This window comes from Necropsobacter massiliensis (genome assembly GCF_000827595.2).
Taxonomy (GTDB): Bacteria; Pseudomonadota; Gammaproteobacteria; order Enterobacterales; family Pasteurellaceae; genus Necropsobacter; species Necropsobacter massiliensis.
The window spans coordinates 377,485-393,856 of record NZ_LN776178.1 but is presented as its reverse complement, the minus strand read 5'-3'; the positions used below and the strand labels follow the sequence as shown (position 1 = coordinate 393,856).

Below are 16,372 nucleotides of genomic sequence, written 5' to 3'. Positions count from 1 at the left end.
AGTGCGGTGCGTTTTTACGCTATTTTTATTCCAATCCTAAAATCATGCCCGCCGCAACAGTGTGATAGGTGGCTTCATCAATTAAAATAAAGGCGCCGCCGGCGGCATTTACGTCATATGTCGTCGCAACAATCGGCTTTTGCAGGCTTAACCGCACTTGCGCGATATCGTTCATGTGAATCTGTTCTTCGCCGCTGGCATTGGACAGCGTCTTAATATCCAACACTTGCTCCACTTCACTGACCCGCGCAAACACCGTTTGCGTACCGTGTTTAAGCAGATATTTACGTGCCGGATTCAGCGCCCGCGCATCAAACCAGCACAGCGTAGCATGCACCTGTTTGCTCGGACGTAACGCCGAATGTTCCGCCACAAATACATCGCCGCGAGAAATATCAATGTCCTTATCCAGACGCAAGGTAATCACATCTCCGCGTTTCGCCTGTTTTACCTCGCCGTTCGGTGCAATAATTTCAACTACCGTTGCCGTCAAAGCGGACGGTTCGATGCGGATCTTCTGCCCGACATGCACATCGCCCGCTTCAATCCGCCCTTGATAACCGCGGAAATCATCCTGCTTATCGGCGTCCTGACGAATCACCAACTGCACCGGAAAATAAAAATCGTCACTTTGAATATCGCCGTCGTCAGCCGCCGGCAGACTTTCCAGAATGGTTAATAACGGTTCGCCCTGATACCACGGCGTGTTGTCGCTTTTATACACCAGATTGTCGCCTAACAACGCGGACACTGGCACAAAATACACATTTTGCAGCCCCAGCTGCTGCGCCAGAAGCGTATAACTGCGCTGAATCGCATTGAATTTTTCTTCGTTATAATGAAGCAAATCCATTTTGTTCACTGCCACAATAATATGCGGGCAATTCAAATGGCTTAAGACGGCGGAATGTCGCTTGGTTTGCGCCAGTAATTCCAGCGGTTCGCGGGAAAAATCAAGCTGCGAGGCGTCCACCAGCACGATCGCCGCCGAAGCTGTTGAGGCGCCGGTAACCATATTGCGCGTATATTGTTCATGCCCCGGCGTATCAGCAATAATAAATTTGCGTTTTGCCGTGGAAAAATAGCGGTATGCCACATCAATAGTGATGCCCTGTTCGCGTTCCGCTTCCAGTCCGTCGGTTAATAAGGAAAAATCAATCGCTTCTTGGCTGCTTTTGTTTTTTGTCTGATTAAGCACATTAAGCTGGTCGCTCAGTAACGCTTTGCTGTCATACAGCAGGCGTCCGATCAAGGTGCTTTTGCCGTCATCGACGCTGCCGGCAGTGATAAATCGTAAGGGAGTAAGCTGTTGTGTCATATGCTGTCCTTTTATTGTTATTCTGTTTTCATTTCGGTTAACTGCGCAATCCCGCTACCTGCACTATCGACAACGGAGGCAGAAAACTTGCCGCACCTAAAAGTGCGGTCGGTTTTTAATTAGAAATAGCCTTCTTTTTTGCGTTTTTCCATTGCCGCCTCACTGGTCTGATCGTCCAAACGCGTAGCACTGCGTTCGGAAATATCGGCAACGGCGGTTTCTTGGATAATATCCAGCGCATTTTTTGCCGTACTGGCGACAGGGCAGGTGCAGCTGATGTCGCCGACAGTGCGAAAACGCACATCCAGTATTTCACTTTGCTCGTTTGCCGCTTTCGGGGTTAACGCGGTCACTGGCACCAATAATCCTTTGCGTCGCACCACTTCACGCTTGTGGCTGTAGTAAATCGACGGCAACGCCAAATTTTCGCGTGCGATATACTGCCAAATATCCAGCTCTGTCCAGTTGGAAATCGGGAACACGCGCATATTCTCGCCTTTGTGCAGTTTGGCGTTATATAAAGACCACAATTCAGGACGCTGGGCTTTTGGATCCCATTGACCGAATTCATCGCGGAAAGAGAAAATCCGTTCCTTGGCGCGCGCTTTTTCTTCATCACGTCGTGCGCCGCCCATTAAGGCGTCAAAGCCGTTTTCGGCGATAGTTTCCAACAATGTCACCGCCTGCGCTGCATTACGACTGTCGGTTTCTTTACGCAATACCACCGTGCCGCGAGCAATTGAATTTTCCACATGACCAACGACCAGTCGAGCATTGAGCTGCGCCACCTGCTCATTGCGAAATTGAATCACTTCCGGGTAATTATGTCCGGTGTCGATATGGACTAACGGAAACGGCAATTGCACCGCCCGATTCCCCAACTGAAAGGCTTTGCGTGCCAAGGCAAGCAGCACAACAGAATCCTTGCCGCCGGAAAACAACAAAGCCGGATTTTCACATTCCGCCACCACTTCGCGGATAATATGAATGGATTCGGCTTCAAGCCAGTCTAAATGACCGTTCTGGATTTGAGTTTGGGATTGTGTTGTCATGATGTTTGCATCCTTTTCATGCTTAAAATTTATTTAATTTAATAAAATTCGGTTATGCTGCCGCGTGCTGATATTTACCACAGCAATACGAGCATTTACTTATGCAATCCGCATTCCTTGCTGTCTTTATTTTCCCACCACCAGCGCCCGGCACGGATATCTTCCTCTTGTTTTACTGGGCGAGTGCAAGGTTCGCAGCCGATACTCGGATAGCCCTGCTCATACAACGCGTTATAAGGAATTCGACGGGCGAGAATATAAGCCCAGACCTCCAACTCGCTCCAGTCAAAAATCGGGTTATATTTATCTATACCGCGACTGCCGTCCTGTTCGTGAAATGCCAGCTCGGTTCGGGTTACCGATTGTGCACGGCGCTGACCGGTCAGCCACGCGTCTGCACCTTGCAAGGCGCGGTTCAGCGGTTCGATTTTGCGGATAAAGCAGCATTCACGGCGCAATTCCACACTTTCATAAAACGCATTGCGCCCTTTTTCCTGTTCATATTGCCGAACCTGTTCCGGATTCGGTCGAAATAGGCTGAAATTCAACCCGGGATAGCGTTGCTTCACTTCGTCCACCAGCGCCAGCGTTTCCGGATTTAAACGACCGGTTTCCAATGTAAAAACATTCAGCGACGCTCCCGCACTTGCAATGGCGTCAGTAATCACCATATCTTCAACCGCCAGACTGCTGGCAAAACGAGCATCACTGTGCCGCTGGACAATTAATTGAATCCGTTCGATCAGGATTCGGGCTTTTTCTTCGGTCTGCGCGAAAACCGCTGCGCTCGGCTGCGGAATTCGCCATAAACTCGGTTTGATAATCATCTATTCACTCCGGACAAAATTAATATCAGGCGACACGTTCAACGGATAAACCATCTAAAGTAAAGTGCGGTTGTTTTTCAGCAGATTTTTTCTCACCGAACCATGCCAATTTATGTTGCAACGCCACCACTTCGCCCACCACAATTAACGCCGGCGTCGGCGCCTGTGCCGCCAATTCGGCAAGATCCGCCAATTGACCGGTGAAGGTTTTCTGACTTGGCTGGGTACCTTGTGAAATTACCGCCACCGGCGTATCGGCACGGCGACCGAAACGAATCAGATTCGCGGCAATGTCCGCCGCTTTAATGGTGCCCATATAGATCAGCAATGTTTGTTGGCTACGGGCAAGGCTTTGCCATTCGGCGACATTCTCCGCTTGTGCTTTACGGTGTCCGGTCACAAACACCGCGCTTTGGGCATAATCGCGATGAGTCAGCGGAATCCCGGCATAGGCGGTGGCGCCGATTGCCGAGGTAATGCCCGGCACCACGGAAAAGGGAATTTGTTTGTCTGCCAGAATTTCCAGTTCTTCACCACCGCGCCCAAACACAAAAGGATCGCCGCCTTTCAGACGCACCACCCGTTTACCGCGACGGGCATAATCTACCAGCAGGCGATTGGTTTCCTCCTGCGATACCGAATGCCCTCCAGCGCGTTTGCCGACAAACACCCGTTTCGCATCACGCCGGACTAAATCCAGAATGTCTTCCGATACCAGCGCGTCATACAACACAATGTCCGCCTGTTGAATTTCCTGCAAGCCTTTTAAAGTCAGCAATCCCGCATCGCCGGGGCCGGCACCGACCAGCGCCACCGAACCGCCGCGATAATCCTGTTGCAGCTGGCGCTGTAATTCCTGCTCGGCCGCGACATGCTGATGATTTTTCAGTAAGCGAGAAAAACGTCCGTTAAACAGTTGTTCCCAAAAACGACGGCGTTCGGTCACACTGCCAAGCTTTTGCTTCACGGCGGCACGCCACTTGCCGGACATCGCCGCCATCGCACCTAAATGCTGCGGCAACAAACTTTCCAGTTTTTCCCGCAACAAACGGGCAAGCACCGGCGCACAGCCGCCGCTGGAAATCGCCACCTGAATCGGACTGCGATCAATAATCGACGGAAAAATAAAGCTGCAATGACGCTGGTCATCCACCACATTAACCAGCTTCTGTTGCTGTTCAGCAACTAAAAATACGCGCCGATTAAGCTGTTCGTCATCGGTTGCCGCAATCACCAAAAAAACCGACCGCACTTGTTCGACATGAAATTCCTGCGCCAGCCAGATAACTTTATTTTGTGCATAAAGTTCGGCAATTTCTTGATTTAATTGCTGCGCCACCACACGTACCTCGGCATGAGCTTTTAATAACAGTTTGATTTTACGCGCCGCAATTTCACCGCCGCCGATGACCAGCACCGGCCGTTCGGTTAAATCCGCAAATACGGGAAAATAATTCATTACCACTCCTGTTTACCGCCCTGCGGCAATGTATTAAGAAATCCGTTATCAACAATCTGACGCGAACCAAGCCGCGCTTAAGATCAGATGCCACCGAAACGCCGTATGCGAAAAACCCGCTTACGCGGGCATTGAAAGTCAAAGGGAGGGATTATCGGTATCCCAAGGATAGTCGGCGACAGTTATCGCATCGACGGTGTGAAAAGACCGGAAACGACCGGCTCGTTCATTTTTCCCACATGTAATTTCACCGCACAGTAAGCGCAACGCGCTTGCATTAAGTGGTGTAATTTATAAATCAAATCCACAGTGAGGAAAAATAACAAAAAAGCATTTTATATAACAAAGTGAAATAACTATTCCGTAAACTGCTCGGTTAGCCATAACCAAAAAGCATAACAAATTTGCTCAACGGGATAAAAAGTTACAAAGTGCGGTGGATTTTTGTTACGTTTTTAGACACGTTTATAATAAAAAGGCGGACAATCGTCCGCCGGTACAATACGCGCTTGTGATTACGCCTCGCCCCACACTTCCTGTGCGATGTCGCGAATAAACTTCAGTTTATTCCATTGCTGTTCTTCGGTCAAAATGTTGCCTTCTTCTGTTGAAGCAAAACCGCATTGCGGGCTTAAGCACAATTGGTTAATATCCACATATTGCGCCGCTTCCCGAATGCGCTGAATGATTTCGTTTTTATCCTCCAACGCGCCGTCTTTAGAGGTCACCAAACCGAGAACCACTTGCTGATCGCGAATAAAGCGCAGCGGTTTGAAATCACCGGAACGATCACTGTCGTATTCAAGGAAGAAACCGTCCACCTTACAGTTGCCAAACAATTCCTGCGCCACCGGTTCATAACCGCCGGAAGAGAACCACGTAGAGCGGAAATTGCCGCGGCAAATGTGCATGGTGACGGTCATATCTGCCGGTCGATCGGCAATGGCGCGATTGACCATATACACATAATCTTTCGCCAGCTGCGCCAAGTCGAAACCGCGCGCGGCATACGCCGCCCGTTTTTCTTCTGAACACAACTCGCCCCAGCTGGTGTCGTCAAGCTGCAAATTACGGCAGCCTAATTCATAGAATTTTTGCACCGCACTTTTATAAGCATCGGCGATATCGTCCAGCAATAATTGGTTATTGCCGGCATAACGCGCAATCGGCTGATAATCCGTCTCGCGTACGGTGCAGATTAAATGCAGCATTGACGGTGACGGCACGGTGAATTTTACCGGATAATCGCCGGCAATCGCCTGCAATGAACGATAATGCTGCAAGAACGGATGTGAATCGGAAAAGCCGATTTTATCCACGATTTTCAAGGTTTTCGGGCGCACACTGTGATGTTTGAACTGCACCGAAAATTTCTCGGCTTCCACCTCCTGCACACCGTCCAGTGCAGCTAAGAAATCCAGATGCCAAAAGGTGCGACGGAACTCCCCGTCGGTGACGGCATGTAAGCCGACCGCTTTTTGATGAGCCACCAGTTTTTTGATTTCGTTATCTTCGACGGCGCGTAAATCCGCACACGAAATATCACCGCAGCTGCATTGCTGACGCGCCTGTTTCAGCGCCTCCGGACGTAAAAAACTGCCCACAATATCGAAACGGTACGGGGCTTTGGTTCGTTGATGTGCATTAGGGAATAATTTGCTCATTTTACTTTCCTGTTTTGTGTTTTGATGAAAAAGTGCGGTTCATTTTAGCAGAGTTTCCGCATAAAGACAGCGTCGGCATGTTCTTTGCCGATTTTTTGATTTATCGGCAAAATAGCGCGCCGACAGCGGTTTCCCTGTGGCAAACGGCATTTCAGTTCCGCGTGATTTAAACCGGGATAAGGCATTATGCGAGGAAAACGGCACGGATCTGCTGTTTCATCCCAGCGTGGAAGAAATGTACTGCCACTCCAAAGCCTATGTAGATATTACCGATTTATCCGCCACATTGTGCGGACAAAAACCGACTATGTTTCCGCCGTGGACGTCGAAACCATCCAGCCGGTGGATATTATTGACAAACCCGTGCTGGTTGCGATGGCGGTTTATATCGGTAAAACGCGCTTAATTGATAATTTCACTTATTCTCCGCCACAAAACCCATAAGGAGATATCATGCAGTATTTACAAGTTATCAATGCGTTTTATCCAAATATATTACGCTGATTATTTTAGCACTGTCCGCCGTCGCCTTTATGCAGCCGGTTTAATTTCAATGCTTGCCATTGTCATCATTATCGCTGCGATTATTGCCGTAAACTGCGATAAAATCATCACCGGCGGATTACTCACCTTAGCCGTAGTGTGCCTGCACAATCTCGCAGGACTCGGCTTAGGGCTGGTTGTGGGGAAATTATTAAGGCTGAACTATGCCAAAACCACCGCACTGGCAATCGAAGTCGGTATGCAAAACAGCGAGTTAGCCGTGACTCTAGCAACCATGAATTTCGCCGCCAACCACTCTCGCCACCTACTGAGAAAAGGTGGCGGGGTTCGTTATTCACTAATAATTACCAGTAAAATCACCGCACTTTTCACCGCTATATGGCTGATTCCATTTTTGGATGCATGTCCTATTTTTTATTGTGATTGTCGTGATTTTTTCGATTTGGATCGCAAAAGCCGATGAAATCGCTTCACCTTATTTCACCGCATGTATAGTTTAATAAGCCATTATCGCTAAACATTGAGGAAACCGAATGCCACGCATTATTGTCTATTTATTATTCTCGTTGCTAGCCGCTTATCCGGTAAGGGCTGAGCCGCCGGATTTAATGTTACTCGGTACTTATACCAATCAAAACGTGCAAGGCTGGGTGATGAGTGAGAAACTGGACGGTGTCAGGGGATATTGGGACGGACGCCAGCTGTTTACTCGGCAGAATAAAATTCTGACGCCGCCAAATTACTTTATCAAAGATTTTCCGCCTTTTGCCATTGACGGCGAGCTGTTTACCCAACGGAATCAGTTTGAAAAAATTTCATCTATTGTGCGTTCACAAAAAGATAAAGGCTGGGAAAATATGAAGCTGTACGTTTTTGACGTACCGGAAGCAAAGGGCGATTTATTTCAGCGTTTAGCCGTTTTGCACGATTATTTGTCCACGCATCCGACACCTTATATTCAAATTATCGAGCAGATTCCGGTGCAAAACACGCAACAAGTACAGGATTTTCTACGCCAAATTGAAGCGTTAAACGGCGAAGGCATCGTGTTGCGTAATCCTTTGGCCCCCTATGAAAACAAGCGCAGTACACAAATTCTGAAATTAAAGACCGCACTTGACGAGGAATGCGAGGTAACGGCGCATCACCAAGGTAACGGGCAATTTGCTGGCATGTTGGGCGCGCTGAGCTGTAAAAACCAACGCGGCGAATTTCGTATCGGTTCAGGATTCAGCCGGCAAGATCGTACGGCACCACCGCCTGTCGGTTCAATGATTACTTATAAATACCGCGGTTTGACTAAAAACGGACTGCCGAAGTTCGCAACTTACTGGAGAAAAAAGGAAGAATAAAAACAACACCGCAAAGCGAAAAACCTTGCGGTGCCGGACTAAAAAGTGCGGTGGAAATTATGCCAGAATTTTATCCAGCTCGGCACTCACTTGTTCTACTTTTTGCGTGCCGTCCAGACGGAAATACTGGGTGTTGCCGGCTTTGGCTTCCGCCTGATAATAATCCACTAACGGTTGGGTGGTATGATGATACACTTTTAAACGATCTTGCACGGTTTCCGGTTTATCATCGGCACGGATAATCAAATCCTCACCGGTAATATCGTCTTTGCCTTCGACTTTCGGCGGATTATAAACGATATGATAAGAACGACCGGAAGCCTGATGCACGCGACGACCGCTCATACGCTCGACAATAACCTCATCAGGCACATCAAATTCCAGCACATAATCAATGGCAATACCAGCACTTTTCAACGCATCGGCTTGCGGAATAGTGCGCGGAAAACCGTCTAATAAAAAGCCTTTGCGACAATCCGGCTGGGCTACGCGTTCTCTTACCAGCGCAATAATTAAATCATCCGGCACCAACTGACCGGCGTCCATCAACACTTTTGCCTGTTTGCCCAATTCGGAACCGGCTTTAATCGCCGCACGCAGCATATCGCCGGTGGAAATCTGCGGAATCCCGAATTTGTTCATAATAAACTGCGCTTGAGTGCCCTTTCCGGCTCCCGGTGCGCCCAATAAAATAATTTTCATTATTAAGACCTCGTAAAATAAAAAACGGTTATACAATACTCTGCTTAAGTCGCAAACTCAAGCCTGAAAGATGATTTTGCCGTTCTTTTAACCTGATTGCGGCTTTACCGCAGCAAAATATGCTTTGTTATCGGCAAAAACCAATTATTCACGGCAGTTCAAACTATTCGGCTAATTGCGCAGAAGCCGGTGACATAAATTCGGATTACTGAAAGCAAGATTAAAGTCAATCCCAGTTTAACGACTGTACACCTAAAATGATGCAGTTAACACTAAAAATATAAAAGTTTATTTGGAATTCCAAGGAGCGACTCGCATTAAGCACAGCATGCCAGGTACCGCCAGCCAAAAACAGAACCAAAAATAGTCGTAATAGCCAAAATAATTGATCAACACGCCTGCCTGCGTATTCAACGTGGCGCGCGGTAAAGCGGACAAGCTGGTGAACAGCGCCAATTGCGTTGCAGTATATAACGGGTTGGTTTCGCGCGCCATAAAGGCGACGAATGCCGACGTTCCCAAACCGATGCCGATATATTCCGCCGCGACGACCAACGTCAATGCCAACAGGGCAAAATGATCCACCTGGGGAAAAGGTCCGAGTTTCGCCAGCCACGCGAAACCAAGAATCGTAATCAGCTGCACTACGCCAAATAGCCATAAAGCACGGTTTATTCCGATTTTCAGCATAATGATCCCGCCGACAATACCGGCAATGATCATTGGCCACAAAGAGGCATTTTTTACTACTAAGCCGATTTGCGTCATGCTAAAGCCCATGTCCAGATAAAACGGCGAAATCAGCGCAGTCGCCATGCTGTCGCCCAGTTTATACAGAAAAATAAACGCCAGAATTCCCATTGCCGAACCGATCCCTTTGCGACTGAAAAATTCTTGAAACGGTTCAACCACATTGTCGATTAAAGTGCGGTCGGTTTTTAGCGGAATTTGCGGTTCTTTACTTAAACACAGCGTCATAAAAATGCCCGGCAACATAAAAAGTGCGGTGATAATAAACACCGTTTGCCAGCTGAAATGATCCGCCAGAATCAATGACAATGATCCCGGCACTAGCCCGGCAACTCGATAGGCGTTAACGTGAATGGAATTGCCTAATCCCAGTTCGTTATCCGGCAGAATTTCCCGTCGGTAAGCATCCAGCACAATATCCTGACTGGCGGAAAAAAACGAACATACCGCGGCAGTGGCAGCAATTAGCGTTAATCCAAACTGGCTATGCGGATCAAGAAAGCCGAACAGCGCGAGAAAAACAATCAATAATAATTGTGAGATCAGCATCCAGCCCCGACGGCGACCTAAAAACGGCGGGATGTAGCGATCTAACAACGGCGCCCAGAGAAATTTCCACGAAAACGGTAAGGTAACCAAAGTAAAATAACCGAGTGTCGCCAAATCAATGCGTTCAGCGCGCAGCCAAATCGGAAGCAAGGAAATAATAACATATAACGGAAGTCCGGAACTGAAACCGGTAAACACGCAGATCAGCATGTTGCGGCTGAAGATCTGAGAAAATAAGCTGGCGTTGGTTGATATCATGCTCAAAGTGCGGTGGATTTTTTTAATGTTTTTGCAATGTAATCGGCGCAAGTCATCACTTGCGCCGGTACGATTTGATACGGGTTTAATCGCGATACCCCGTCGGATTATTTTTCTGCCAGTTCCAAGTATCTTTCATCATTTGCGTTAATCCGCGTTCAGCCGTCCACCCCAGCTCTTTTGCCGCTAATCCCGGATCGGAATAGCAGGTCGCGATATCTCCCGGGCGACGCGCGACCAGTTTATATGGAATGGTAATGCCGTTTGCCTGTTCGAAGGCTTTAACCATATCCAGCACCGAATAACCGACGCCGGTTCCCAGATTATAAATATGCAGTCCGGCATCATCTTCATGGCGGTTCAACGCTTTCAGGTGACCGACCGCCAAATCCACCACATGAATATAATCACGCACGCCTGTGCCGTCGTGGGTATCATAATCGCTGCCGAACACTGATAATTGGGGTAGTTTGCCGATAGCGACCTGACTGATATAAGGCAGCAGATTATTCGGAATCCCATTCGGGTCTTCGCCGATCAAACCGCTTTCATGCGCACCCACCGGGTTGAAATAACGTAAAATAGTAAAGCTGAATTTCGGTTCGGCTTTGGCGATGTCGGTCAGAATCTGCTCTACCATTAATTTAGACGTGCCATAAGGATTGGTCGTGCCGCCGACTTTGCAGCTTTCGGTAATCGGGATAATTTCCGGATCGCCGTAAACCGTGGCGGAAGAGCTGAAAACAAAATTCCAGACGCCGGCTTTTTTCATTTCCTGTAACAACACCAAAGACCCGGTTACGTTATTCATATAATATTCCGCAGGTTTCTGCACGCTTTCCCCTACGGCTTTCAAGCCGGCGAAATGGATCACCGATTTAATCGTATTTTCGGCGAAGATTTTCTGTAACAGCGCCGCATCCAGCACATCACCTTGATAAAATTTAACGCTTTTTCCGGTAATTTGACTGACACGCTCAAGAGATTTTGGCGACGCATTACACAGATTATCCAATACTACAACATCTTTGCCCGAATTTAACAATTCGACTACGGTATGCGAACCGATATAACCCGCCCCGCCTGTCACTAAAATCGTCATCACATTCTCCTCAATGCTTAATGAACTCCAAACGCCACGTAGTATAGAACATTTTGTGTCGATGGGAAAATGATTCGTTAGATTTTACCGATTCCACGCATTGCTATTATTTATTGAACTTTTCATCGACCGTAGAGTCTTAGCCAATGTAAATGACCCAGAGGTTCATTTACATTTTCGGAAATCCTAGGAGTTTATTTTATGAAAACTATTGTAAAAATCGCATCTCTATTATTGCTCGTCACCTCCGTCGCTGCCTGTAACGGCATGTCCAGAACACAGAAAAACACCGCTATCGGTGCTGCTGTCGGCGGTGTGGCCGGTAATGTCATCGGCAATTCTACCGGAGCGACCTTAGGCGGTGCGGCTCTTGGCGGATTAATTGGTAGTCAAGTTAAATAACTGTTAATTTCTCTATTCATATTAAAGATCTGTGACACAGATCTTTTTTATTGCCCGTTTTCCAATCGCAAACGTTTACTCTTCAATACTTTCAGGTAAAATAGCCGCGTTTTTTACTTTATTTACACAGGGTATTGTATGTCTTTGGAAAAGCATTTTGAGCTCGCACAGCGCGGCTCAACCGTCCGTCAGGAAATCATTGCCGGACTGACTACTTTTTTGGCGATGGTGTATTCCGTTATCGTAGTGCCGAATATGTTAAGTGCGGCCGGTTTTCCGGCAGAAAGCGTATTTATCGCCACTTGTCTAGTTTCCGGTCTCGGTTCTATCTTAATCGGTTTGTGGGCAAACGCGCCAATGGCTATCGGCTGCGCTATTTCATTAACCGCATTTACTGCGTTCAGTCTAGTATTGGGGCAACAAGTCAGCGTTCCTGTCGCCTTAGGTGCGGTATTTTTTATGGGTGTGCTGTTTACGCTAATCTCCGCCACCGGCGTGCGCGCTTGGATCTTACGTAATCTGCCGGCAAGCATTGCGCACGGCGCCGGAATCGGCATCGGGCTGTTTTTGTTATTAATTGCCGCAAACGGTGTTGGCATCGTGGTCGGCAATCAGGCGGGTTTGCCGGTAAAACTTGGCGATTTCGCGTCATTTCCGGTTTTAATGTCATTAATCGGTCTTGCAGCAATTATCGGTTTAGAGAAAATGCAGATCAAAGGCGCTATATTATGGGTAATTATTGCCATTACGCTTATCGGTTTGATTTTTGATCCTCAGGTAACATTCAGCGGCGATGTGTTTAGAATGCCGACATTCGGTGAACAATCGTTATTTTTAGCACTGGATTTGACTGGTGCCTTGCAGCCAGCTATTTTGCCGGCGGTTTTTGCATTGGTAATGACCGCGGTATTTGATGCTACCGGTACCATTCGCGCCGTAGCCGGTCAGGCAAATTTACTGGACAAAGACGGACAAATCATCAACGGCGGTAAAGCTCTGACTTCCGATTCCGTCAGCAGCCTGTTTTCCGGCATTTTCGGTACCGCACCGGCAGCTGTATATATTGAATCCGCCGCCGGCACCGCAGCGGGCGGCAAGACAGGTATCACAGCGATTGTGGTGGGCATCCTGTTTCTGTTAATGCTGTTTTTTCAGCCATTGGCAGGTTTAGTACCAGGTTATGCCACGGCACCGGCATTAATGTACGTCGGTTTACTGATGCTGAGCAATGTCAGCAAACTGGATTTTACCGATTTCACCGGTACCATGAGCGGTTTAGTTTGTGCCGTATTTATCGTATTAACCGCCAATATCGTTACCGGCATTATGTTAGGCTTTGCCACATTAGTAATCGGACGTTTGGTAAGCGGCGAGGTCAAAAAACTCAATCTGGGTACGATTATTATCGCCGTTGCATTAGTGCTGTTCTATGTGGGCGGCTGGGCGATTTAATTAATCGCTACTGTATATGGCAAAAGGGCTAAACACTGCGTTTAGCCCTTATTTGTATCAACTGATAATCAGTTAATTTCTGCTGGTTTTACAATCTCACTCGGATAACATCCTAACAATTTCAAATAGCTGCTGTATTGCTTTAATTCTTCAAACGCCTGCTGTGTTGCTGGTGCATTGATATTGGCTTCGATTTCCAGATAAAACATTTCTTCCCAAGGTTTGCCGTAAATCGGACGGGATTCAAGCTTAGTCATGCTGATATTATGGCGTTTGAACACCAATAACGCGTCGACCAGCGCCCCCGCCTGCTGTGATGTACTCATCAGCAACAGGGTTTTCGCACGAACCTGTGGCGAAACGGTTATCGGTTGTCTGGCAAGGACGATAAAACGCGTAATATTATTTTCCTGATTGGCAATATCGCTTTTTAATACCCGTAAACCGTATAATTTACCGCCATCTTCGTTGCCTAACGCGGCAATATTTGGTTTATTCAGACTCGCCACCAGCTCCATCGCATGCGAACTGCTTTCACAATATTCAATATGCACGCGCTCCAGACTGCGAATAAAACGGCTGCATTGTTGTATCACCTGCGGGTGGCTGTACAACACCTCAATTTTAGTCAGATCATCCTGCTCGTTTACCAACACACAATGTTTTATCGGATAGGCCAATTCACCCACCAGCGATAATTCCGTATGCTGTAGCAAATCATATACGTCGTTAATTGAACCGGAAGTGGTATTTTCCAGAGGTAATACGCCATAATCCGCTTCACCGTTCTGTACTTTCGCGAAAATTTGCTCAAAGGAGCTACAGCTCAGTTCAATTAACTCTTCCTGATAACGCGCGGCATAGCTGCGCGCCGCAAGATGAGAATAGGAACCGCGTTTGCCTAAAAACGCGATATGAATATTCTGTTCACGTTGCGCATTCAGTTTTTTCTGTAAATACACCTGCTGGGTTAATACCGAATCTTCAATAATTTTTTGAAAAACCTGGGTAATATATTGTGGTTCCAGCTGATAATTTTCGTTTTCCGCAAACTGCACCAACTCCTGTAACAGTTGCTGTTCGCGTTCTATATCGCGCAACGCTTTTTGCGTCACTTCTTTACTACGAACCACATCAAACGCCAAACGGTGCCGTTCGGATAATAATTTCAGCAGACTGCGGTCAATCTGTGTAATCTGCCGGCGAATTTCGCTTAACTCAAGTGCCATATTTTTGTCCTAATCACTACCTCAGAAATTAAGGATAAACAACATCATCTTTCGGATCAAATTTAGTTGCATCAATCGGCGAATTTTTAATAAAAAATGCTTTCAGCACTTCCGCATCGACAAAACCGGTATTGACGTAACTCGGGTTATCACTAACCACCGGATAGCCGTCTCCGCCTGCCGCACAATAGCTTGGTAAAGAAATGCGGTAGATTTTATTCATATCAATGGGCTGCCCTTGAATTTTCACCTGTTCGACTTTTTGCGCAGCACGGTTTACACGCATTGAAATACCGGCAAATTGTGCGTAAGCGCCGGAATCTACTTCCTTCAGTGCAACAACGTTCAGATAATCAAGCAATTCGGCACCGCTCAATTCTACATAACTGATAATATTACCGAACGGCTGAACTTTCAGAATATCCTTATAAGTAACATCGCCTGCCTGAATAGAATCGCGAATTCCACCGGAATTCATAATCCCTACATCGGCTTTTACGCGTTCGCGTTGCGCTTCCGCCACTAATCGCCCTAAATTGGTTTGGTGAAAACGCACCACATCACGATCGCCGACCAATTCGCCTCGAGTCTCACCGACTTTCACACCCAGTAATTTATCGCCCTGCGCTTGATAAGTTTTGAGTGTCGCAAGCAACTGTGCGTCCTGAGGAATCTCTGTTGCATAGAAAACATAATCAGTTTTGCCGTCCGCAGTTTTTACTTTGCGTTTCAGATTCACTGGAATCAATTGATAATTGACCAGTTTCAGTTCGCCGTTGATAAACTCAAAATCCGCTCTGCCAACATATTTGCCCCATTCCCCAGCCTGCATGATCCAACTGCCATTCTGAAAATCCGGCATACAAGGCATCGTCGGTTGATACTGTTCAATAAAACCGCCTTTTGCATCAACACAAACTGTGTCATGAGAATGTCCGCCGATAATCATATCGAACGATTTCGGCGGCAGGTTACGTGCCATACTGACATCACCCGGCGCATTTGAACCATGCTTGGCATCGTAATAATATCCCATATGGGTCAAGGCAATTTTAACATCAGGTTTTACATTGCGGTCTAATTCGACCAGCACCTTTTGTGCGCTTTGTGTCGGATCGGCAAATTTCACCGCCCCCATGTATTCGGGATTTCCCAGTTTTGCCGTATCCTCCGTGGTTAAACCGACAACTGCGATTTTTAACCCCTGCTTGTCCAATACCACATAAGGATTAACTAATAATTTACTGCTGTCGGCATGATATACATTGGCAGCCAACAGCGGGAATTTCGCCCATTTCTCCTGCATATCTAACAATTGAAGCGGGTTGTCGAATTCATGATTGCCTAATGTCATGGCCTCATAACCGATGATATTCATACCTTCGATATCCGGCTTGGCATTTTGCAGATCCGATTCCGGCACCCCCGTATTAATATCCCCCGCATTCAGCAATAGCATGGAACCACCCTGTTGTTCGACTTCCTGTTTAATCCGGTCGATTAAGGTTTTCTGAGCAGCCAGACCATATTCTCCCCGTTCATTCGCCCAGAAATGCCCGTGTAAATCATTAGTATGCAATACAGTAAAACGATAAGTATGATCCGCCTGATAAGCCATCGTGGAGGACGCCCACAGCCCCATTACCAATACACCAAGTTTAATTCGATTTTTCATCCTAACACCTTAAAAAATAAATAAAAAAACAACCGCACTTTTGCCGAGCAGACAATAAAAAAGCTATATTCCGACGA

General features: G+C 47.2%; 16 protein-coding genes and 1 pseudogene. 7 read left to right on the top strand and 10 right to left on the bottom strand.

The features are described 5' to 3' along the window. Nucleotides 1-25: 25 nt before the first annotated feature. From BN3349_RS01915 to BN3349_RS01895, 5 genes are all read right to left on the bottom strand, one after another. Complete coding sequence (locus BN3349_RS01915) at nucleotides 26-1,318, bottom strand: sulfate adenylyltransferase subunit 1 (protein WP_040975590.1); 1,293 nt, start codon at nucleotides 1,316-1,318, stop codon at nucleotides 26-28. 119 nt (nucleotides 1,319-1,437) lie between these two features. After that, nucleotides 1,438-2,370, bottom strand: coding sequence for a sulfate adenylyltransferase subunit CysD (gene cysD, locus BN3349_RS01910; protein ID WP_040975589.1), 933 nt, complete (start codon nucleotides 2,368-2,370; stop codon nucleotides 1,438-1,440). A gap of 95 nt (nucleotides 2,371-2,465) precedes the next feature. After that, a complete protein-coding gene (locus tag BN3349_RS01905) occupies nucleotides 2,466-3,197 on the bottom strand; it encodes a phosphoadenylyl-sulfate reductase (protein ID WP_040975588.1) in 732 nt (243 codons plus the stop codon). A 25-nt stretch (nucleotides 3,198-3,222) separates the two neighbouring features. Beyond that, on the bottom strand, nucleotides 3,223-4,656 hold the full coding sequence (gene cysG / locus BN3349_RS01900) for a siroheme synthase CysG (protein WP_040975587.1): 1,434 nt from the start codon (nucleotides 4,654-4,656) through the stop codon (nucleotides 3,223-3,225). Between the two features lie 515 nt (nucleotides 4,657-5,171). Next, nucleotides 5,172-6,320 (bottom strand): 5-methyltetrahydropteroyltriglutamate--homocysteine S-methyltransferase, encoded by a 1,149-nt coding sequence (locus tag BN3349_RS01895; protein ID WP_040975586.1) that lies wholly within the window; start codon nucleotides 6,318-6,320, stop codon nucleotides 5,172-5,174. Nucleotides 6,321-6,352: 32 nt separating this feature from the next. On the opposite strand from BN3349_RS01895, the gene BN3349_RS12005 reads away from it, so the two are divergent. The 5 genes and pseudogenes from BN3349_RS12005 to BN3349_RS01880 all read left to right on the top strand — a co-directional run bounded on the left by BN3349_RS12005 (nucleotide 6,353) and on the right by BN3349_RS01880 (nucleotide 8,176). After that, on the top strand, nucleotides 6,353-6,490 hold the full coding sequence (locus BN3349_RS12005) for a hypothetical protein (protein ID WP_180334823.1): 138 nt from the start codon (nucleotides 6,353-6,355) through the stop codon (nucleotides 6,488-6,490). After that, nucleotides 6,457-6,561: pseudogene (locus tag BN3349_RS12315) on the top strand (pantoate--beta-alanine ligase); the annotation flags it as partial. The gene BN3349_RS12005 and the pseudogene BN3349_RS12315, both read left to right, overlap by 34 nt. Nucleotides 6,562-6,608: 47 nt before the next feature. After that, on the top strand, nucleotides 6,609-6,764 hold the full coding sequence (locus BN3349_RS12195; RefSeq protein ID WP_245853704.1) for a pantoate--beta-alanine ligase: 156 nt from the start codon (nucleotides 6,609-6,611) through the stop codon (nucleotides 6,762-6,764). 109 nt (nucleotides 6,765-6,873) lie between these two features. Then, the gene (locus BN3349_RS01885) at nucleotides 6,874-7,287 is read left to right on the top strand and encodes a hypothetical protein (RefSeq protein WP_143933741.1); all 414 of its coding nucleotides are present in this window, start codon (nucleotides 6,874-6,876) and stop codon (nucleotides 7,285-7,287) included. Between the two features lie 70 nt (nucleotides 7,288-7,357). Beyond that, nucleotides 7,358-8,176: a DNA ligase gene (locus tag BN3349_RS01880; protein WP_101430469.1), complete on the top strand. Its 819-nt coding sequence runs from the start codon at nucleotides 7,358-7,360 to the stop codon at nucleotides 8,174-8,176. Between the two features lie 57 nt (nucleotides 8,177-8,233). Here BN3349_RS01880 and adk read toward each other — a convergent pair whose 3' ends face one another. The 3 genes from adk to galE form a co-directional block, all read right to left on the bottom strand. Then, nucleotides 8,234-8,878, bottom strand: coding sequence for an adenylate kinase (gene adk / locus BN3349_RS01875; protein ID WP_040975584.1), 645 nt, complete (start codon nucleotides 8,876-8,878; stop codon nucleotides 8,234-8,236). A 288-nt stretch (nucleotides 8,879-9,166) separates the two neighbouring features. Then, nucleotides 9,167-10,435 carry an AmpG family muropeptide MFS transporter gene (locus tag BN3349_RS01870; protein ID WP_040975583.1) on the bottom strand — a complete coding sequence of 423 codons (1,269 nt, stop codon included), beginning with the start codon at nucleotides 10,433-10,435 and terminating at the stop codon, nucleotides 9,167-9,169. 85 nt (nucleotides 10,436-10,520) lie between these two features. After that, nucleotides 10,521-11,537 carry a UDP-glucose 4-epimerase GalE gene (gene galE / locus BN3349_RS01865; RefSeq protein WP_040975582.1) on the bottom strand — a complete coding sequence of 339 codons (1,017 nt, stop codon included), beginning with the start codon at nucleotides 11,535-11,537 and terminating at the stop codon, nucleotides 10,521-10,523. A gap of 201 nt (nucleotides 11,538-11,738) precedes the next feature. Here galE and BN3349_RS01860 point away from each other — a divergent pair, with 201 nt between their 5' ends. After that, nucleotides 11,739-11,939 (top strand): YMGG-like glycine zipper-containing protein, encoded by a 201-nt coding sequence (locus tag BN3349_RS01860; RefSeq protein ID WP_032108612.1) that lies wholly within the window; start codon nucleotides 11,739-11,741, stop codon nucleotides 11,937-11,939. Between the two features lie 138 nt (nucleotides 11,940-12,077). Further along, nucleotides 12,078-13,391 carry an NCS2 family permease gene (locus tag BN3349_RS01855; RefSeq protein WP_040975581.1) on the top strand — a complete coding sequence of 438 codons (1,314 nt, stop codon included), beginning with the start codon at nucleotides 12,078-12,080 and terminating at the stop codon, nucleotides 13,389-13,391. Nucleotides 13,392-13,459: 68 nt separating this feature from the next. On the opposite strand, the gene BN3349_RS01850 is transcribed toward BN3349_RS01855, so the two are convergent. Both BN3349_RS01850 and ushA read right to left on the bottom strand, forming a co-directional pair. Beyond that, nucleotides 13,460-14,620 carry a chorismate mutase gene (locus BN3349_RS01850; RefSeq protein WP_040975580.1) on the bottom strand — a complete coding sequence of 387 codons (1,161 nt, stop codon included), beginning with the start codon at nucleotides 14,618-14,620 and terminating at the stop codon, nucleotides 13,460-13,462. Nucleotides 14,621-14,648: 28 nt separating this feature from the next. After that, nucleotides 14,649-16,295 (bottom strand): bifunctional UDP-sugar hydrolase/5'-nucleotidase UshA, encoded by a 1,647-nt coding sequence (gene ushA, locus BN3349_RS01845; RefSeq protein ID WP_040975579.1) that lies wholly within the window; start codon nucleotides 16,293-16,295, stop codon nucleotides 14,649-14,651. Between the last annotated feature and the right edge of the window lie 77 nt (nucleotides 16,296-16,372).